At 71.2% G+C, this 20,503-nt stretch carries 13 protein-coding genes; 9 read left to right on the top strand and 4 right to left on the bottom strand.

The genetic code is table 11. The features are described 5' to 3' along the window. Positions 1-49: 49 nt before the first annotated feature. From IE274_RS06565 to IE274_RS06555, 3 genes are all read left to right on the top strand, one after another. The gene (locus IE274_RS06565) at positions 50-724 is read left to right on the top strand and encodes a hypothetical protein (protein ID WP_190114601.1); all 675 of its coding nucleotides are present in this window, start codon (positions 50-52) and stop codon (positions 722-724) included. Between the two features lie 2 nt (positions 725-726). Continuing rightward, on the top strand, positions 727-1,380 hold the full coding sequence (locus IE274_RS06560; protein WP_190114600.1) for an RES family NAD+ phosphorylase: 654 nt from the start codon (positions 727-729) through the stop codon (positions 1,378-1,380). 64 nt (positions 1,381-1,444) lie between these two features. After that, positions 1,445-5,452, top strand: a complete 4,008-nt coding sequence (locus tag IE274_RS06555; RefSeq protein ID WP_190114599.1) for a CHAT domain-containing protein — start codon at positions 1,445-1,447, stop codon at positions 5,450-5,452. On the opposite strand, the gene IE274_RS39290 is transcribed toward IE274_RS06555, so the two are convergent. Next, positions 5,446-7,686: a caspase family protein gene (locus IE274_RS39290; protein WP_229909275.1), complete on the bottom strand. Its 2,241-nt coding sequence runs from the start codon at positions 7,684-7,686 to the stop codon at positions 5,446-5,448. The genes IE274_RS06555 and IE274_RS39290 overlap by 7 nt on opposite strands. A 182-nt stretch (positions 7,687-7,868) precedes the next feature. Next, positions 7,869-8,204, bottom strand: a complete 336-nt coding sequence (locus IE274_RS06545; protein WP_229909273.1) for a hypothetical protein — start codon at positions 8,202-8,204, stop codon at positions 7,869-7,871. A gap of 43 nt (positions 8,205-8,247) precedes the next feature. Here IE274_RS06545 and IE274_RS06540 point away from each other — a divergent pair, with 43 nt between their 5' ends. The 5 genes from IE274_RS06540 (at position 8,248) to IE274_RS06520 (ending at position 15,409) form a co-directional block, all read left to right on the top strand. Beyond that, a complete protein-coding gene (locus tag IE274_RS06540) occupies positions 8,248-8,991 on the top strand; it encodes a helix-turn-helix domain-containing protein (RefSeq protein ID WP_229909271.1) in 744 nt (247 codons plus the stop codon). A gap of 374 nt (positions 8,992-9,365) precedes the next feature. Beyond that, positions 9,366-9,863 carry a DUF2563 family protein gene (locus tag IE274_RS06535; RefSeq protein WP_229909269.1) on the top strand — a complete coding sequence of 166 codons (498 nt, stop codon included), beginning with the start codon at positions 9,366-9,368 and terminating at the stop codon, positions 9,861-9,863. A 1,665-nt stretch (positions 9,864-11,528) separates the two neighbouring features. Beyond that, positions 11,529-12,770 carry a type VII secretion-associated serine protease mycosin gene (mycP, locus tag IE274_RS06530; RefSeq protein ID WP_229909267.1) on the top strand — a complete coding sequence of 414 codons (1,242 nt, stop codon included), beginning with the start codon at positions 11,529-11,531 and terminating at the stop codon, positions 12,768-12,770. A 1-nt stretch (position 12,771) separates the two neighbouring features. Next, positions 12,772-13,197 carry a hypothetical protein gene (locus tag IE274_RS06525; RefSeq protein ID WP_190114596.1) on the top strand — a complete coding sequence of 142 codons (426 nt, stop codon included), beginning with the start codon at positions 12,772-12,774 and terminating at the stop codon, positions 13,195-13,197. 85 nt (positions 13,198-13,282) lie between these two features. Further along, positions 13,283-15,409, top strand: coding sequence for a hypothetical protein (locus tag IE274_RS06520; RefSeq protein ID WP_190114595.1), 2,127 nt, complete (start codon positions 13,283-13,285; stop codon positions 15,407-15,409). 734 nt (positions 15,410-16,143) lie between these two features. Here the strand turns inward: IE274_RS06520 and IE274_RS06515 are convergent. Next, positions 16,144-17,490: a M14 family metallopeptidase gene (locus IE274_RS06515; protein WP_190114594.1), complete on the bottom strand. Its 1,347-nt coding sequence runs from the start codon at positions 17,488-17,490 to the stop codon at positions 16,144-16,146. A gap of 214 nt (positions 17,491-17,704) precedes the next feature. On the opposite strand from IE274_RS06515, the gene IE274_RS06510 reads away from it, so the two are divergent. Then, complete coding sequence (locus IE274_RS06510; RefSeq protein ID WP_190114593.1) at positions 17,705-19,033, top strand: Nramp family divalent metal transporter; 1,329 nt, start codon at positions 17,705-17,707, stop codon at positions 19,031-19,033. A gap of 84 nt (positions 19,034-19,117) precedes the next feature. Here IE274_RS06510 and IE274_RS06505 read toward each other — a convergent pair whose 3' ends face one another. Next, positions 19,118-20,173: a chitinase gene (locus IE274_RS06505; RefSeq protein ID WP_190114592.1), complete on the bottom strand. Its 1,056-nt coding sequence runs from the start codon at positions 20,171-20,173 to the stop codon at positions 19,118-19,120. Positions 20,174-20,503 lie beyond the last annotated feature (330 nt).

Raw genomic sequence — 20,503 nt, 5'->3', positions numbered from 1 at the left:
ACCGGCCCAGGCACGCCAAGGAGAGCAGCCCAAGAGGGGTGGGAGAACCGTGAATCCCTACGTCGTCCTGGCCGCCACCGCCGCCGCCTGGCACCGCCTGGCCGACCGGCTCACCGGCTCACCGCGCGACACCCTCACCGCCCTGCTCGCCGTCGTACGCCGACGGGGCGTGCCGGAGACCGAACGGCGGGCCGCGGCCGAGGAAGCCGCCGCCCTGCTGCTGCGACAGCTGCCGGAGGAGTTCGACGCCGGGCCGGACGGGCGGCTCGCCGGAGGTCTCGTCGACGTCGCCCCCGACACCGAACCGCACCCCGCCTACCAGGGCTTCTCGGCCGAGGACCTCGCCGTCCTGCTGACCGACGGGCACCGCATGGTCGGGCCGGTGCTCGGACCCGTACGGGAACGGCTGCTCGCCGCCCCCGCGTGGGACGCCGAAGCGCTGACACGGCTCGGCGGCGACCCCGGCCTGCCCGGCCTCATCCGGCTCCCCGGCGCGGGCGGACGGCCGCGCCTGCCCCGGTTCCAGTTCACCGGCGCCGGGGCCGCCCGGCCCGTCGTCATCGAGGTCAACACCCACCTCGCCGCCGACCGGGACCCGTGGGGTGCCGCCGACTGGTGGCTGTCGGACAACGCCTGGCTCGGCGCCCGCCCCGCCCGGCTCCTCGACACCGGCCGGGACCGCCGACTCGCCGACACCGCGCGGCTGTTGATGGAGGAGGGGTAGACGTGCCGAACTACCGCCCCCCGGCACGGCCGCAGGGCACGCCCACGAAGGCGACCCTCCCGCGCGGCACCACCTTGTACCGCGTGCACTCCCGCCACCGCGACGCCACCGCCTTCAACCCGCACCCCTCCCACTGCCTGTACGGGGGCGGCCGGTTCGACGGCACCTCCTGCGATCCGTACGCCTACCTCTACGCGGGCACCGGCACGGCCGCCGCCGTCTGCGAGAGCCTGCTGCGCTCGCTGCCCTTCGACCCGGACGGCGGGCCGCGGCTGCTGCCCCGGGTGGGCGTCGAACAGCGGCGCCTGAGCACCCTGCGGCTCGCCGCCGACGTCGACGTCGTCTCCCTGGCCACCGCGCGGGACCTCGCCGCCGTGCACCAGGACAGCTGGCTGGTGCACACCGAGGCCGGCGAGTACGCGTACACCCGTGACTGGGCGCACTGGATCCGCGGCCACACCGAGCCCTGGGCACAGGGCCTCGTCTGGGCCTCCAAGCGGGAGCCGGGCGACCGGGCGGTGGTCCTCTTCGGGGACCGGTGCCCGCCGGGGACCGTCGAGGTCGTCGAGGACGGCGTCGTGGACTTCGGCACGCGGGACGGCCAGGAGTGGCTCGACTCCCTGCTGGAGCCGTACTTCGTCCGCATCGCGCCGTGAACCCCGCCCCCTCCCGTCCGGCGCGGGCCCCCGGCCCGCCCTTCTCCTCCTGCGAAGGCCACGAGTGACCACTGCAGACGCCGCGGACCCCACCCGTGCCGACGACCTCCGCGCCGAGCGCGACGAGCTCCTCGACGTGCTCTCCGGCCTGGCCCCCGACGACGCGGACGCGCCCGAACTGTACGGCCGCGCCGGGTTCCTGGGCCTCCTCGCGTTCATGGAGGACTGGCGCCCGGACGACCTGGGCCGGGCGGCCGAGGCGTTCGACGCGGCCTTCCTGGCGCCCGGCGACTCGGCCGACTGGAGCCTGTGGCGGGCCTCGTACGCCCACGTCGCCGCGTTCCGCTACGAGGCCGACCCGCGGCCCGGACTTCTCGACGAGGCACTGCGCCGGTACGAGGAAGCGGCCCGCTGCGAGGGCCTCGACGACGCCGTCGTCCTCGGCATGCGCGCCAACCAGGGCCACTTGTACCTCCAGCGCAAGCTGCGGCACGGCGGCACCGCCGCCGACGCCGAGGCGTCCGCCGCGCACTACGCGGCGGTCCTCGACGCGGGCCATCCGTCCAGCGACCTGCAGCAGGTGCGGTACGGCCTCGGGGTCGCGCTGGCGGAGCTGGCGTTCGCGTCCGGGAGCCTCGTGGACAGGACGGTCGAGCGGGCCCGGCTGGAAGAGGCCGCCGCGGAGTTGGACCGCGCGCTCAGCGAGGTGCGGCAGCGCCCCGGGGACGAGCCGCCCTGGGTGCGGGACGCGGTGCTCCGCTCCGTCTACGTCCGCGGCGCGGTCTGGAGCACCTGGCCCGATCCGCAGCAGGCCGAGGCCCTTGAGGGGCAGGTGCTCCACGTGCTCGACGACCCGGAGTACGAGGCGCTGCTCGGCCCGGGCCACTTCGACGGCTTCGGGAAGATCCTCTACGAGCGGGCGACGCACCGCGGTGACGCCGAGGGCCGTGACCGGGCCATCGCCCTGCTGCGGCGCGCGATCGCCGCCTGGCGGCCCGAGCGGGACGGCAGCGTCGCCAGGACGGCGCTGTGTCTGGCCCAGTTCCTCCAGGCGCGCTACTACGACGACGGGGACGTACGCCGCCTCCACGAAGTCGCCGGACTCGCGGACGTGATCCTCGCCGAAGGCCGGGCCGAGGACCGGGTGTCCCGCGCCGTGCACGCGGGCGGGCAGATGATGGCCGGCTGGGCCCGGTTCGTCCTCCACGAACGCGGCCTCGTCCCGGACTCCGGCGACGCCATGTCCGCCGCCATCCAAGGGGTGATGGGCGCGGTGGAGGAGGGGTTCCTCTATTTCGACCACAGCGGTGGTGTCGAGGGCATGCCGGGCTGGTCGTCCGGCGCCACGCCGACGGACGAGCTCGTCCCCCGCCTCGACCGGGCGTTCGCCGCCTGGAGCAGGACGGAGTCCGAGGAGAAGCGCGCCGAGGCGGCCCTCGAAATGCTGCGGTACATGCCGCACATGCCGATGTTCTTCGACCGGGCGAAGGAGAAGGACGCGCTGATCGCCTGCGTCCTCGCGTTCCGCCCGGACGACCCAGACTGGCAGCGGCAGGCCCACGCCGCGGTCGGCAACGTACGGCTGCGGGACTCCATGGCAGGACTCGACAACCGGTTCGACGACATCATCGACCACTTCACACGGGCCGGAGCCCGCCCGGCCACCGGAGCGCCGGGCGCCGCCGGAGACGAGGGCGACACCGGCTCGGACGCGGAACGGCACCACCGGCACGCCGCGGAGATCGGCCACATCGAGGCCCTCGGCGCGCGCGGGGAGCACGCCGCGACCCGCGACGACCGGGACGCCGCCCGGTCGAAGTGGGCGCAACTGCGCCACAGCCCGCAGATCACCGAGCACAACCGCCGCCTCATGGACGCCAAGTACGCCGCCGTCGACGCCCAGGACGCCGTGGCGCGCGGCGACGTGGCCGCGGCCGACCGGAGCATCCGCGTCGCCGTCGAGGCCCGCGACGGCCTCGCGGACGACCACCCGGCACGCGCCGAACTCGGCACCGTCCTGGAGGACCTGCTCCTCGCCCGCGACCTGCTCGCCCGCACCCTCGGAGTCCCCGACGCACCGCCCCTGGCCGGTCGGCTCGGCGCGGACCGGCTGCGCGCCGAGGCCCGCCGCCTGCCGCGCGACCGCCGGGCCCGGGTCCTCGGCGACAGCGGCGCCGCGCGCATGGCCCGCGCCGCCGCCCCCTGGGATCCGGCCGCGGTCCAGGACGCCATGGACCTGCTCCAAGAGGCGTACGACCTGGCCGAGCAGGGCAGCGACGACAGCCTGCGGTACGCCATGGGTCTCGGCGGCGGCCACTGCGCCCTCGCCGAGGCGGAGCCCGACCCCGCCGCCCGCGCCCGCTCCCTCGCGAGCGGCGTCGGCCTCCTGGAGACGGCGCTGCACGGCTGCGGCGGCCCCGAGCACCGCCTCTACGCCGAAGCGGGCCGCGCGCTCGCCCACGCCCAGCGCCTGCGCGGCGACCACGACACCGCCCGCCGCACCGGCCTCGACGCCCTGCGCGGCCACACCTGGGCGGCGCTCCTGCAGTCCGGCACCGACCACGCCGCACAGGCCGCCGCGCAGGCCACCGACGCCGCACTCGAAGTCGCCGCCTGGTGTCTGCGCGACAACACCCCGGCCGAGGCGGTGCGGGCGCTCGACGCCTGCCGCGGCCTGGTCCTGCACGCGGCCACCACGTCGAGCACCGTGCCCGAACGACTCGCCGCCACCGGACACGAGGACCTGGCCCGGCAGTGGCGGGAGTCCGGGGCGGAGGCCGCGCGCGACCCGGCCGCCGCCGCGCCGACCGTGCCCAGTGCGCTGCGCCGCCGCGTGCTCGCCGCCCTCACCGGCTCCGACGGCGCCCAGGACCGGCTCCTCACCCCGCCCACGACGGCCGAGATCGCGGCGGCGCTGCGCATCCACGGCAAGGACGCCCTGGTCTACCTCGTGCCCGCGTCCGACGACATCGGCGGCACCGCCGTCGTCGTCACCTGCCGCGCCGACGTGCACACCGTGCCGCTGCCCCGGCTCACCCAGGACGCGGCGCCGCTGCGCGACTACCGGCCCGGCGCCGTCGCCGCCCGCGACCTCGGCCCCGTGCCCGGCGCGGCCCCGGCCCACCGCCCGGAGCCGCTGCGGACCCAGCTCGACCGGCTCTGCGGCTGGGCCTGGCACGCCGGTGTCGGGCCGCTCCTGGACACCTTCGCCACCCCCGGCGGGCTCGGCCCGCGCCTGGTGCTCGTCCCGATGGGCACCCTCGGCCAGGTGCCCTGGCACGCGGCCTGGACCGACGGCCCCGACGGCCGCCGCCGGTACGCCCTCGCCGAGGCGGAGATCTCGTACGCCGCGTCGGCGCGGCTGCTCTGCGAGGTGGCCGCACGCCCCGCCGTCCCGCACACGGGTGCCGCCCTGGTCGTCGGCGACCCCACCGGCGACCTGCGGTACGCGGGCGAGGAGGCGGACGCCGTACAGCGTGTCTTCTACCCGCGCGGCCAGTTCCTCGGGCGCCGCGCGGGCGGGGGCGGCGCCGGTCCCGGGACGCCGCACGAGGTGGTGTCCTGGCTGACCCGCGACGGCGGTGACGACAGCGCCGTCCTGCACCTCGCCTGCCACGCCGCCGTCACGCCCAGCGCCCGGCGCAGCTCCCACCTGAGCCTGTACGGCGGCGAGTTGTCGGCCGAGGAACTCACCGAGGCGGTGGGCGCGGGCCGCCGGGGGCGGCTCGGCCTGGTCCTGCTCGCGGCCTGCCGCAGCCATGTCTCCGGGCACGGCCACAACGAGGCGTACAGTCTCGCGACCGCGTTCCTGGTGGCGGGCGCGCGGTCCGTCGTGGGCTCCCTCTGGCCGGTGCCCGACGACGCCACGTCGGTCCTGATGTTCATGGCCCACCACTACCTCAGGGCCGAGGGCGAGCCGCCCGCCCGGGCCCTGCGCCGCGCCCAGCTGTGGATGGTCGACCCGGACCGGGTCCTGCCGCCCACGCTGCCCCCGTCCCTCGCGTTCCGGGCCCGGCACATCGACCCGGACGACCTGAGCGCGTGGGCGGGGTTCACCCACCTCGGTCAGTAGCCGCCCGGCACGACGGTGCGCACGCTGATCGTGCGGGCGGTCCAGCGGCCGGGGGAGCCCGAGGTGACGCCGCCCAGGTCGCGGCCGTGAGCGGCTTCGGGCGGGTCGAGCCGCAGCGCCCCCGCGCCGAAGTCGACGACGGCGTCCCGCGCCCCCGAGCGGTCCGCGTCCCACGAGGGCAGGTGGAACGGCACCGTGTTCAGCTCGCCCTCGGCGACGACGAGCTTCAGCCAGTCGCGCGCCGACGCCCCCGGCACGGCGGGCCGCGACGCGGGCAGCGACAACTGCACCGGCTCGCCGTCCAGCGCGTGCCCGGTGCGGCCCGGACCGATGAAGTGGCCGGGGAACAGCGCGGAATGGCTTCCATAGCTGTCGGTGAGGTCGAGCAGCAGGCACCACAGGGTGCGCCCGGGGGACCGGTTGTGCAGCCGGATGGACACCCAGGGCTCACGCGGCTCCGCCCCTTCCGGCGCGTACGCGCAGACGATCTCACCACTGCCGTCCGGCACCAGGACCTGCCCCGGCGGGGCGCCCCACGGAGCGATCTCCACCTGGACCAGGTTGTCGAGCACCGAGGGGCGCGCCGCCAGATCGCGGATCTGATGCCAGCGGGTGAGGTGCGCCAGGCAGCTCACGAGCCGCGGTACGTCGCCGGGCCCGGCGAGGGGCAGCGGCGCGGTGAAGGGGGTGCCGTCGCGCCGCAGGACGTGGGCGAGGCCGTCTCGGGGCGCGACGCGGAAGTGGAGGTCGGCGGCGTCGGCGGGGGCGGCTGTGCCGGTGGGGGCGGGGGTCGGGCGGAGCAGGGGGGAGGGGCCGTCGCCCGGGCCGGAGGTCGCGAGGGCGTGCCTGAAGTCGGCTTCCAGGGCGGCGAGTCGGCTGCCGTCGGGTTCGGCCGCACGCGTCCCGCCCGAGGCCGCGTCGAAGGTCACCGTCGCGGGCGCGAGCGCCAGCGCCGACAGCGCCACCGGGTACACCCGCCCGGCGTCGGGCTCCCACCCCAGCGGGTCCACGAGCGAACGGTCGGCGTGCACCTCGCGCGCCCGCAGCACCCGGGCCTGGGGTTCCTGTGCCCGTGGTTCCTGTGCCTGGGGTTCCTGTGCCTGGGGTTCCTGTGCCCGTGGTTCCTGTGCCTGGGGTTCCTGTGCCTGGGGTTCCTGTGCCTGGGGTTCCCGGCCCCGCGCGGAACCCTCAGCCGCGCCCCCGATCTCCCCTCCGTCCCCGACACGCTCATCCCCGAGAGGCTCGTCCCCGACCCCTTCACCCCCGACACCCTCGTCCCCGACCCCTTCATCCCCCACGACCCGGAACTCCGTCCCCGACGCCCCCGCCCCGTCCCGTAGCCCGTGCCCCGTCCCGCAGTCGACCTCCCACCCCCGCGCGCCGAGCCGCAGCAGATACGGACCCGGCACCCGGGCCACGGCCCCGCCCAGGAACGGCAGGTCCGCGACGCCCCCCGGAGCCGCCGGGAACAGCACCGGCTGCTGGCCGACGCCGCCGCGCTGCACCCGCGCGTCCGCCGCCGCGAGGAGGTTCCGGTACGTCACGTCGGGCCCCGCGTCCCGGACCGCACCGAGCAGCGTGTACGTGAACGCGCCGTGCGGTCGGCCACCGAACTGCCCCTCGTACGACAGCTGGTCGAGCCGGCTCGCGGCGAGCAGCACGTGCTGCCCGGCGTCCTCGCGTACCGGCACGTCCCGGCCCTCGGCCGCCCACGGCGCACGCGGGTGCGACGGATCCGTGCCGGGCGCCGCCGCCGGGGCGGGCGTGGGCGCGAACCGTGCGACGAGGCCCTCCGGCTCCCGTGTCGCACCGCCCGAGAAACAGCAGTCGAGGACGGCGGCGACGTGCGCGCCACGCGCGGCCACCGCGCCGAGGAGCGCGCCGAGGCGCTTGTCGGACAACGGGCCGTCGGCGCACAGCAGGGCCTGGTTGCGGCCGGTCGCCTCGATCAGCAGGTCGGCGCCCGCAGCCCAGGTGTGCGTGCCGTGCCCCGAGAACCAGAACAGCGCCGTGTCACCCGGACCCGCCGCGCCCAGGAAGCGCCGGATGCCGTCCTCGACCACGTCCACGGTCACCTCGCCGTCGCACACCACGGCGGTCCGCGCCGCGCCGCTCGTGCGCCGGGTCAGCAGCTCGCGGGCAGCGGTGACGTCGTTGACGCAGCCGCGCAGGGGCCTGGCGAGCCGCGGATCGTAGGCGTTGACGCCGGCGAGAAACGCGAAGATCGATCCCATGCCGGGAGTGTGGCAGCCGGGCGGCGCCGGGGAAATGCTTCAACTGGGCGTCAACTGGCTGCATTTGGGTTCACGTCGGGTCCCTCGACGATCAGGAGATCTCCTCTGGAGGGAGGTGGTCCGCCTTGCCCGCCTTGATGGAGCGGACGAAGTCGCGGGCCGCTGCGGGCGGCAGGGCGACGCTATGGCTGGTCCGGGCTGCACGTCACTTCGTGGACCGCCGCGACCGAGTGGTTGCGGTGGTCGCGGATTTCCGAGGCTGCCCGATAGGCAGTCCAAGTGTCGCCGCTCTTGAGGGCGGCGTTCCGCTGTCGGGCCAATGCCTCGCAGACCTCGCAGCCGTGCATCGGTAGGCAGTCGTACAGCCACGGGTCCAGCGGAAGCTCGATGGGTTGTCCGGGGTATCGCGTCGGCTCGGTCATGACGAGATCGTGGCTGTGCTTTGCGAACGTATCGACGTGCTTTCGGGGACAGTTGGGCAGTTCGCGGCTAAGGTCGAAGAAGGCCCAAACGTCCATGTCGCGGGGGTTGACATTGAACAACGCTCTGCAGGTGGCCTTAATGGAGGCGGGCCTGACGCCGCGACAGTTGGCGCACCGGGTGGGAGTGTCGCGGAAGCAAGTGGAACGGTGGCTCGGGGACGCCGAGTTGACCCCGCACGCAAGGAATCGTGAGGACGCCGCGCGAGCGTTGGGAGTGGATGAAGAGATGCTGTGGCCGCAGGCTGTCAAGAACCGCATCAAGACCGGCATCGACCGTGAGATCGTCCACAGCTACCCGTATCGCTCGGCCTGCCCTTCGACGGTGTGGTCAGATCTCGTAGAAGGCGCCGAGTCCGAAATCTTCCTGGCCGGCTACACGAACTACTTCTTCTGGACGCAGATCCCGCAGTTCGCCGACACCGTGCGCCGGAAGGCCGAAGCAGGCGTGAAGGTGCGCTTCCTCGTCGGCGATCCGGAGGGGGAGGTGACGCGGCAACGTGAGGTCATTGAAGACGTGGCCCTGAGCGTGTCCACTCGCATCCGGATCACGCTTGAGCACCTTGAGCGGCTGGGGTCCCTCCCCGGCCTGGAGGCACGTCGCATCAGCGCGGAAGACGCGGTGAATCATGTATCTCTGTCGGTATTCCGCTTCGACGACGACGCTTTGGTGACGCCTCACTTGGCCCGGCTGGTCGGTCACGATTCACCGCTGCTGCATCTGCGTCGACAGGGCGACTCGGGAATGTTCGCGCGGTTCACTGAGCACGCAGAAGAACTTTGGGGCCGGGCGGTGCCCAACCCCGGGGCGCCTCCCGCCTCCTGAGCCACGTGCCCCAGGGGCCGGGCTGTGAGCCGTTGGGTGGGCACCCGTTGCTGCTGCCGAGACGCGCCGTTCGCGGCAACGCACATGCTTTGGCTGGTACGGCGCGGTCGTTGGCGCATGGCCCTCCGCGAGCAGCCCTGGACAGGGCAAGGCGCCGTGCGACGGAGCGATGGGTCGGCCTGGTGGACCTCGTGATGGCTGGAACTGGTGCCGCGGGTGATCATCTGAATACGGACTGTCGTACCCCGTGGCTAGAGTTGCTCAGCAGTTCGCGATAGCTATGTGATCTGGCTGTGGTCGTTCGTGGGGGTGGACTGGTGCTGTCAGGCTCGGGTGGTGCGACGCCGTCAGGGCGGTCGGGCGATGCGTCGGGGATGCCGGACGTGCTCGGCGGCGTACGGGACGCCGCCGCCGATGTGGCCACGGAGTTCTCGTCCTTCGTCAGGTTCAGACAGCGCGTCGACGAGCTGATCCACGACCTCAAAGGATCCCCGGCAGGCCCGGCCAAGGTGGGACAAGAGCCCCTTGCGCGCGCTCAGTTCGGGGGCGGGGACGGGGCGTGGGCCGAGGCGTCCGGCGTCTTCGGCGCGTACGAAACGGTGATCACCGAACTGGAGAAGCTGTCCAAGCTCCTCTCCGACTCCATAGAGGGCATGGGCATCGCCGTCCTCGCCGCGCACAAGGGCTATCGGAACGTCGACGACGACATTCGCGATCGCATGGCGGAGATCAGTGCGGGGATCGCGGAGCGGTACGAGGCCGACGGTGCGGGTGGCGCGGGCGGCGCAGGGGGCGCCGGCGGCAGGGAGAATCCGGGGCGGGCGGACCGGGGGTCGACCGGCGGGTCGGGCGACGCGGGAGGGACGATCTGATGGGCGGCACGATCTGATGGGCGGCACCTCGTTCGAGTCCATGAGCCACGAGCAGATGCTGGCCTGGCTGGACCAGGCGAACAGCGGCCACGTCCAGGCGGCCGCCGACCGGCTCGTCGCCGCGGCCACGGAGATCCGGAAGATCGCGGATGAGCTGAAGGTGCGGCCGCAGTGGGTGCGGTGGAAGGGCGAGGGTGCGACGGCGTTCCGTACGTGGAGCGGCGACCTGGCCAACTCCACGCTCCGTCTGGGCGACTTCAGCGAGGAGTCCGCGAAGTGGCTCGCCCGGGCGTCCGAGGCGATCGCCACGGCCCAGGCGTCGATCCCGCGCGACAAGGGCGACGCCCAGGCCAACTTGAAGGCCGCCCAGGCCAACCCCAACGACCCGGACGCGCGGGCGGTCGGCTCGAAGTCGGCGGACGAGCTGGAGCGGATCGCGGCGGGCAAGGAGAAGGTCCGCCAGGAGGCGGCGGCGGAGATGCGGAAGCTGGGGCAGGCGTATCAGTTGTCTGCGGAGCAGTTGGAGGGGTTGGAGAGGCCGCGGTTTCCTCGGGTACCGGTGGATATGAGACCGGGGCCGTCATGGCGCATCAATGCGGTGTCCCCTGGTGACGATGGCGGGACCGTGCCAACTGCTGGAGGGCTTGGGGGAGTGCCAGCGGGTTCGGCTCCCCTCGGTGAATCGGTACGGCCACCAGTCGCTGCCTCCGGGCCCGGCGGGGCAGGAGGCAGCCCTGACACTCCAACGGGCATGGGCCCCCGCCCCGTGCCCCCTGTCCCGGATGCGGTGGGCGTCCAAGTCGACAGTACGCAAACGCTCCCTGACGTCCCGTCTGCACCTTCGTCTTCCCCTCCAGGGGTTCCGTCGACCCCGGTCAGACCCGATGGAATGACACAACCCATAGGCCTGTTTCCGCCACCTTCGGGACGGCGGCTGAGTCCGCCCATGAATGCCGTGAAGCGACCGGGCCCAGGTCCCGTGGGGCCCGGTGGTCGTTCACTCCTGCCGCCCCGTGACGGGCCGGTGGGGCCTCCTCCCGGACGTCCAACGGGTGTCGGACCGGTAGGGCCGTCCCTTGGACGCCCGACCGGAGGTGGACCGGTGGGACCGGCTCCTGGGCGAACGCCCAGCGGGGGACCGGCCCTGCCGCCCCCGCGCCCGACGAGCCCGGCACAGCCAGTGGTCGGAGGCACCCCCAGGGTTCCACCCGCGAGCCCACCTGCTGGACGTGTGCCGGGAGGCTCCGGCATCATCGGCGGCCGTCCCACGCCGTCAGCCCCTAGCGGGCCGACCGGAGGGTTGCCCCGAGGGGCGGTCGCCGGTGGGACTCCTGTCGGGACGGGCCCGGGCGGGTCGGGCGCTGGGCGAGGGACGGCAGCGGGGCAGCGGCCCATAGGTGCTACCAACGGCGTCGTAGGAGGGCAGCCCCGACGCCAAGGGCCGACGCGTGGCGCCATGCCGCCGAGCACCGCTCAGCCCGCACGTTCACGACGAGACGAGGAGCGGGACGGAAGGCCGGACTACCTCACGGAGGACCCGGAGACCTGGCGTCCCGACGGTCGCCGGGTAGTCCCGCCTGTCATTGACTGAACTCCAGTGACCCTTCGGCCAGTCCCCCACCCACTGATCCCCCACCCAGAAACCATGAGGTCATGAGAGAGCAGATGGCTGCCAGTACGCTGCACAACGGACGGTGGCGGAGCGTCGTCTCGGGTGCTGTGGGCATCCTGCTGGCGGGTGTCGCGGCCGCGCCCGCTCACGCGGAGTCCGTGCGTGAGAAGCAGTGGCACCTCAGCGCCATGCAGGCCGAGAAGGTCTGGCGGAGCAGTACGGGCAAGGGCGTCACCGTCGCTGTCATCGACACGGGCGTCAACCCCGACCTGTCGGATCTGCGGGGCCGAGTGCTACCGGGCAAGGACCTGGCGCTCACGAGGGCGGGTGACGAACACACCGACCCACAAGGTCACGGAACCAACATGGCACTCCTGATCGCGGGAACAGGCAAGGGAGGCGGTGGAACCGGCACCTTCGGCCTCGCGCCGGGAGCCAAGCTTCTGCCTATCCGGATCCCGGAGTACGGGCTGGATTCCAATCAGCACCTCGGCGAGGGCAACAGGGCTTTCAGCCAGGGCATCCGCTACGCGGCCGATCACGGGGCGAAGGTCATCAGCATCTCGATGGGGATGACCAAGGGATCCCCACAGCTCACAGCGGCTGTGCGGTACGCCCTGGACAAGGGCTCGCTCGTTTTTGCGGGAGTCGGCAACGAGGGGATCTCGGAGCTTCGCTATCCGGCGGGCACACCAGGCGTGGTCGGAGTGGGAGCAGTCGGCAAGAACCTCCGTAAGACGAAGGAGTCCCAATACGGCAGGCAGGTGGACATGGCCGCACCCGGCGATGAGATCTACACAACCTGTGCGTCGGGCAAGGGCGTCTGCAACAGCCACGGCACCAGCAGCGCTACCGCCCTCGCCTCCGCCAGCGCCGCGTTGATCTGGTCCAAGCACCCCGACTGGACCAACAACCAGGTCCTCCGCGTCATGCTCAACACCATCGGCGCCCCCACGGACGGCGCCAAGCGCAACGACTCCATCGGCTACGGCATCGTCCGCCCCCGGGTCGCCCTGCGGAACCCCGGCGATCCAGGTCCGGCGGACGAGTACCCGCTGCCGGACCTGAAGCAGTCCACGCCCGCTCCTTCGCGCTCCAAGGCAGCGGCGCCGGACGCTGAAGAGACCCCGGCGGCAGCCCCGGAGGCCACCGAGGGCGGGGGCGGCGGCGCGGGCGCAACAACCTGGATCGTGACGGGAGTCGGGGCGGCGGCGTTGATCGGTGGGGCGGTCGCCGCCCTGGCGGCCCGCAAGCGGCGGGCCGCGGCAGACGTGCACGTCACGGGGAGGCCATGACATGGCGTGGGAAGAGTGGGAGCAGCTGAAGGCCGAAGCCGCCCAGAAGGCGGCCGCGCGTACCCGCCTGAACCAGGTGGACCCCTCCACCGGCCCGGGCGCAGACGGAGACCTCGTCGTCCACGACGCCGAGCTGGGCCAGCTCGGCGGCATCGCCTACCGGCTCCGCGACCGCCTCCGCAAGGACTCCGACCACGCCCGCGAGGCGACCTTCGGCGCAGCCGTCGAACTGTCCAACGAGGGGCTCGACATCGGCGCCGCCCTCACCGAGCTGCACGACGCCTGGAACTCCAAGTCGAGGACCCTCGTGGACGCGTGCGGCCACATCTCCAACCACCTCGACTTCACCCGCGCACAGCACAAGAAGGACGACGACAAGGTCGCCACGTCCGTTTCCGCGTCGGCCATCGACAAGTACATGAAGTGACGGAGCCGGGGACGGAGACGAGGGCGCGAGCATGCTGACCGTTCAGGACCTCCTTGGGCTCAGGCTGGGCAGACTGGGGTCCGCCGTGGACGACTGGGAGGTGATGGCGCGGCGTCTGAGCGAGCTGGCCACCGGCGGGGGCGGCGCCGACAGCGCGGCCCTGCTCAAGCGCAAGGCGGAACTGGCCAGTTGGAAGGGCGTCAACGCCACGGTGGGCAAGGGCTTCGTGGTCAAGACGGCGTCCGAGTTCGACGACGCCGTCACCTCGGCGCGGAGCGTCCTCGCGGTCCTTCAGGGTGCGCTCAAGGCGTTCGCCCAGCACAAGGACGAGATGGAGCGGGTGGCGGACGGCGCCGCGAAGCGCAACATCCGCATCACCCCCGCGGGCGGGGCGGAGGCTCGCTCCCCGCGGGACGCCGCCGAGGACGGCGTGCCCACGCAGGCGGATCTGGTCGCGGTCATGGTGGACGCGACCCGCGTCCTGCGCGAGGCGGACGAGACGGACCGCATCGCCGAACGGGCCCTACGCGCGCTGGCACGCGGCAAGCACGACTTCTCCGACGTCCATGTGAACGGCCTCGCCCACGCGAAGGACCTCCAGGGCCGGGCGGACGCGGACCGCTGGGCCAAGGAGGTCGCCAAGGGCGACGCCGCCGGGTGGAGCGACGAGAAGCTCAAACGCTTCAACGACGACCTCGCCCGCTACCGGGACACCCCCGCCTTCGGTGAACGCTTCGCCACCGAGCTCGGCGCCGAGGGCACCCTCCGCTTCTGGCGCGACCTCGCCGTCCCCGCCGGGACGATGGGCGTGGTGGGGCCCGAACGTGCCGAGATCCTCGGCGGTGTCCAGGAGAACCTGAGCCTCACGCTCGCCGGGGCCACCAAGGTCGAGAGCCCGGCGATGGACGCGTGGAAGAAGGACATGATCGAGGCCGGGGGCCAGCGGCTGCCCGCCGTCCCGGGAATGGGTGGGGGCACCCCGCCGTACGGCTTCGACGTCATGTCGAGCCTGATGCAGAAGGGGAAGTTCGACACCAAGTTCCTTCAGGACTACGGCGGCAAACTCCTGGAGCACGAGAAGGGGCTCCCCCTCTTCGAGGCCCGGACTTCCGGGAACCAGTTCAACTACCTCCCTGGCGACGCCCCCAGCGACGCCGTCTCCGGTTTCATGGAATCCCTCGGCCACAACCCGGAGGCGTCCCTCCAGTTCCTCCACAGCGGCCCCGACGCCAAGAACAACTGGGACTACCTCGTCGGCCACGGGGACGGCTCCCGCAACAGTCTGTACGACGCCATGAAACCGCTGGGCATCGGCGACGGCCCCCGCGACCAGTACGAGACCAGCCTCGGCCACGCCCTGGAATCCGCCGCCATCCAGACCCCCTACGACGCCGACGCACCACCGAAGCCGCACTCGGCCGCCAGCGCGTCCTTCGTCAACCGCCTCGTGGACTACTACGGCAACAACCCAGAAATCCTCGAGGATTCGAAGCTGCGGGGCAGCATGGGGAACATCACGGCGGAGTACATGCGGGACTTCCAGGACGGGATGAACGGGGAGCGGGAGATCGCGACCAATGGAAGCAACGCGAACCTTGGCTCGCTGGGGGGCTCCACGCTGCGGGACTTCCTGGGGGCGGTCGGGAAGGACCCCGACGCCTACGGCGCCATCCTCAACGCCCAGCAATCCGTCACCACGGACCTCGTCAACGAAACCCTTCGGGACCGCGCGGGAATGTCCGACGGCATGATCGCGACGGACGTGAAGAACCTGGTGTCTCCAGGAGGCCAGATTGCGGGAGTCATGGCAGAAGCGCGCACGCAAGCCGTTTACGACGACAGAATCGCACAGGATGCGGAGTTCAACGAGGGCATTCGCACCGCTGACAAGTGGGCTGGACGCGTCATTGATCTCGGGGCTAACAAGTTCCCGGTTGTCGGTGACGCTATCAGTTGGATCGCCGAGGACGCTCGCGAGTCTGTTGTTGAGAAATATACTCGAGATTCAAGTGATGTGGCAGGTAAAGAAAGAAGACAATTCCTGAACGATCAGTTGGAGGGTACTGGGCGGGCGGTCTATCAGGCGACTTACCGCGCGGCCCTGGAGCAGGGCTACCGAGATCGTAAGGCTGTTTTGCTGGCAGATGCCGCGGAACAGGACACCCGGCTTCACTATAAGGTTGAGATTCAGGGTGAAGGCGGGGGTGGCTGAGGAAAATGTTCATCGGTTTGAATCGAAAGCCCAAACTGTGGGGGGCCGTGTCTGCGGTAGTCGCCATCTCTGCCGGTGTAGCCGTATGGCAACTGTGGCCATCGGATGCACCTGCCGTGTCGGTGCCTGCTCGAGTGTGCACGAAATCGTTGCCCGCGGACTCGGTTTCCCAGCTCTTGCCGAAGAATGGCAAGAGATATTACGAGTACATTAATGGGGATGCCGGGTTTGGTGCCCCTCATCGTCCTGAGGAGCCATCTCCGAGCTGCAATTTCAGTGGTGGAGGTCGGTGGGTGTCGGTTGAGTACAACCGTGTCTTCAATGCGAAATCCCTCGGCGTCTGGTCTGCAGATGAAGCGAGGCGGAAAGTTGAGAAGGGGTCTAGTATCCAAGGTAGCGTGCCAGTATCGCTTGGGCAGTCCTATGGGTACGCAAGGGAGCATGACGCGGTACTCCTATTGAACTGCCGAGATCGCGATATGGCTGGAGTTATCGAGGTGACTGTCAGAGACGAGGGTGATTTTGCGTCGAATGAATCGGACGCCAAGGCATTTGCCGAACTGGCTGCTGACGTGATGCGCCTAGCTCGCAAGAAGGTGTATCAGTGCGACGAGGGCGCAACCCTCCCCAGCGGCCCGCCCACGCTTGGTGCGCCAAAAGGGGACTGACGGCAAGGGGCGCGGAGTGGGGTTGGTCGAACCAGGCCAACCCCACTCCGCGCCCCGAAACCAGCGTCAACTACCGGAGCAGTACTGCTGCTCCTTCCCAATAGACCGATACATGCAGTCCGAGTTCTCCAGAAGCTGCAGCACCGCGTCCCGGTTCCGGGACGTCTCCCGTTCGATGACCTCGTCGGGCGGATAGAAGCCGCCACCGCCGGAGCGCGGGTACATCTCGAAGGTGTAGCTGAAGATCTTCTGGTTGCCCCACAGCCAGTCGTCGATGGAGCCGTCGGTGATGTAGAGGTCGCTGGCCTGTTCGGGGGTGTAGCCGTTGCTCGCGGCCATCTTGCGGCCGACGGCGGCGTGGGCGTCGCGGTCGTCCTGGGTGAGGCCGGGGGCCGTGTCGGCGGTGGTGTAGCCGTAGGGCCACAGGATCAGTTCGCTGTACGTGTGGAAGTCGATGCCGGCCTTGATCTGCTGCTTGCCGCCGACGACCCGGCTGCGTACGAAGTCCGCGACGACCTTGACCTCGGGGGCCGACTCGGCGCGCGGGCCGCGGTAGGTCTCGGAGCCGGTGGAGCCGGAGGAACCGCCGCAGCAGCCCCACTTGAAGTTCCAGTTGCGGTTCATGTCGGTGCCGACGTTCGACGAACCGGCGTTGGGCTGGCGGTTCTTGCGCCAGCTGCGGTAGGAGCCGCTGGCGATGTCGTACTCGCCGCCGTCGGGGTTGAGGTCCGGCACGATCCAGATCTCGCGGGAGTCGACGACCTTCTTGACGCGGGCGTCGGTGGAGTAGCCCGCGCCCAGTTCGCGCATCAGGTAGAGGGCCATCTCCACCGTCAGGTGCTCACGGGCGTGCTGGTGGTGGGTGAAGAGGACCTCGGGCTCGGCCTCGTCCGTGCCGACGTTGTCGCTGATCTTGATGGCGACGATGTCGCGGCCCTGGTGCGTCTTGCCGATGACGCGCTTGCTCATCAGGTTCGGGTACTGCTGGAGCCGCTGGTCGATCTCCGCGTTCATCTCGGCGTAGTTGTGGTAGCGGGAGTCGGCGGGCGGGAAGTCCCGTACCTCGGCGCGCTTGCCGTCGGTGCGGGCGGGCGGCGCGGGCAGCACCTTGAGCTTGTACCCGAGGGCGCGCAGCTTCTTGGCCTGGGCGGCGTCCGCGGTGACGACGACCGCGTGGTCGTCGGCCTCGTCGATGGACACGCCGGTGGCGGCGACCGCCGTGCGCGCGGCGGGGGTCGAGGGACCCGGGATGGAGTACTGGCGGACGTCCTCGTCGGCCGCGGTGGCGGCGGCCGCCTTCTTGGCCGAAGGGGACGAGGAGTCGGAGGCGTTGGCGCTGAGGGGCGCCGCGACCGCGAGGGCCAGCATGGCCGCGAGGGCCGCTGATCTCTTTCCGCGTATGCGAAGTCGCATGAATGCTCCTGTGGGGGTGGGGGGTGGTGCCGTGCGGCGTGCGGCTTACAAGGAGGAGCGGGGGTGTGCGGCGTACGCCGAGTGCGGCGCGTACGCCCGGTGGTACGGCCGTGCGGGCCCATGGTCGCGGCATGGCATGCTCCGGTCAATGGCTCCTTTGAGCCGTCCCTGCGCACCCCTTGTGCACCAGGAGTCTTTGCGCTTTCTTGATCGCATGGCCGAAACCAAGGGTGGACCCAGCGCAGCAGGGGACGTCGCGGTGCCCCGCAAGTCCAGTTGGAAGTACATCGGCCCCGGCATCGTCGTGGCCGCGACCGGCGTCGGGGCGGGCGACCTCGTCGCCACGCTCATCGCGGGCAGCAACTTCGGCTACACACTGCTGTGGGCCGCCGTCATCGGCTGCGTCGTGAAGATCTCCCTGGCCGAGGCGGCCGGCCGCTGGCACCTCTCCACCGGCCGCACCCTCTTCGACGGCTGGTCGAGCCTCGGCCGCTGGACGACGTGGTTCTTCGTGGTCTACGTCGTGATCTGGGGTTTCGTGTACGGCGCGGCGGCGATGTCGTCGTCGGGGCTGCCGCTGCAGGCGCTGTTCCCGGACGTCATGGACCTGAAGTGGTGGTCGATCCTGACCGGCGTCGTCGGCCTGGTCTTCGTCTGGTTCAACAAGTACGCGGTCTTCGAGAAGGTCATGACGGTCCTCGTCGGCGTCATGTTCGTGGTCACCGTCTACCTGGCGATCCGCGTCACCCCCAACCTCGGCGACGCCTTCGCGGGCCTGCTGCCCGTCCTGCCGGACGAGAAGGACTCGATCCTCAACACCCTCGGCCTGATCGGCGGCGTCGGCGGCACCATCACGCTCGCCGCGTACGGCTACTGGGTCAACGCCAAGGGCTGGACGAACACGGGCTGGATGAAGGTGATGCGCCTCGACAACCGCGTCGCGTACATCACCACCGGGATCTTCGTCGTCGCGATGCTCTTCGTCGGCGCCGAGATGCTGCACTCCGCGAACGTCGCGATCGCCGGCGGCGACAAGGGGCTCGTCCAGCTCTCCGACATCCTGGAGAAGGAGTACGGGAACGCCACCGCCAAACTGTTCCTGATCGGCTTCCTCGCCACGTCCTTCACCTCCCTCATCGGCGTCTGGCACGGCGTGAGCCTGATGTTCGCGGACTTCGTCGAGCGCTACCGGAAGTCGAGCTCGGGTGCCGGCAGCACGGCCCTGACCGGCGCGGAGGTGGCGTCCGGCGCCCGCGAGAAGTCGGTGCCGTTCCGCGCGTACCTGCTGTGGCTCACGTTCCCGCCGATGATCCTGCTCTTCGAGGGCCAGCCGTTCCGCCTGATCATCCTCTACGGAGTGCTCGGCGCGGCCTTCATGCCGTTCCTCGCCCTGACCCTGATCTGGCTGCTCAACTCCTCGCGCACGCCCGCCGAGTGGCGCAACGGCTGGCTGAGCAACGGCATGCTGGCCATCGCGGGACTGCTGTTCCTGATCCTGTGCGTCAAGCAGATCACGGACCAGGACTGGGGCAGCTTCTTCTGACGCGCCGCCGTACGCCCACGCACACAGCAGCGCCGCCGGGGGAGCGGCGGCGCTGCGGACAGAGGGTGACCCCGGACGGTACGGCTACGGAAGCCCGTGCACGTGCGGGCCCACGGCGTTGGACCACGCGTTGCCGCCCGCCGCGTCCCAGTTGGTGGACCAGGTCATCGCGCCCCGGATGCCCGGGTAGGTCTTGGACGGCTTGAAGGAACCGCAGTCGGTGCCCTTGGCCAGGCAGTTGAGGGCGTTGTTGACGACGGACGGGGCGACGTAGCCGGACCCGGCGCCGCGCGTCGAGGCGGGTGTGCCGATGCCGACCTGGGACGGCGCGAGCCCGCCCTCCAGCTGGATGCAGGCGAGTGCGGTCAGGAAGTCCACGGAACCCTGGCTGTACACCTTGCCGTCGCAGCCGAGCATCGAACCGCTGTTGTAGTACTGCATGTTGACGACCGTGAGGATGTCCTTCACGTTCAGGGCCGTCTTGAAGTACTCGTTGTTCGTGTTCTGCATGTCGATGGTCTGCGGAGCCATCGTCAGGACGAACCCGGGCCCGGCCTTCTGCCCCAGCGACTTCAGGGCCTGCGTCATATAGGTGGAGTCGAGCCCGTTCTCCAGGTCGATGTCGACGCCGTCGAAGCCGTACTCCTGCATGAGGGAGTAGACGGAGTTCGCGAAGTTCGTGGCGGCGGTGGGGCTGTTCACCGCGACCGCCCCGCGCTCACCGCCGACCGAGACGATGACGGACTTGCCCGCCGCCTTCTTCGCCTTGATGTCGGCCTTGAACTGGTCGACGGTGTACCCGCCGAGCCCGGCCGAGTCCAGGTTGAAGGTCACCTGCCCGGGCGTCCCGGTGGCATCGGCGAAGGCCACGGCGATGATGTCGTACTGGTCCTGCACCTGGCTCAGCTTCTGCACGGTGGCGCCGTTGTTGAAGTTCTGCCAGTAGCCGGTGACGGCGTGCTTGGGCACGGCCCGGGCCCCGGCGGCCTTGGTTCCGACGGCGGCCTTGGTCCCGGTGTCCTGCGCGCCCTGCGACGCGTCCGCCGTCCCGGCGCCACCGGTCGCGAGCCCGGCTATCGCGAGCCCGAGCGCGGCAAGCCCGCCGACGAGGGCACTCCTTTTCCTGCGTGCGCGGTCCATCTTCTGCCTCCGTGGGGGGAGTCGGGGGGAGGAGGTGCGAAAACGGTGGCCACCGCTGGTCGTACAAGCTGGTCCAGACCATTGGGGTTGTCAAGACTTCTTGCGTGACCGGTGAGCATGATGGTGCGTCAGGCGGGGCTGCCGCGCGGGGCTCTCCCGGCGATGGTCTGACGTGTGCGGCGAGGCGGGGCATTCCTCCCGTGTGTCCGGTTCAGGTTCCCGCGACGGGTTCGCGCGGAGTGTTCGCCGCGCGAACCCAGAGGTGAACAGTGGGAAGTTGGGTGTTGAGGTGGCCCCTGCCTGGATATGGTGCTCAGGCAGAAGGCGTAT

The organism is Streptomyces flavofungini (assembly GCF_014650815.1).
Taxonomy (GTDB): domain Bacteria; phylum Actinomycetota; class Actinomycetes; order Streptomycetales; family Streptomycetaceae; genus Streptomyces; species Streptomyces flavofungini.
This window is presented reverse-complemented; position numbering and strand designations above follow the sequence as displayed.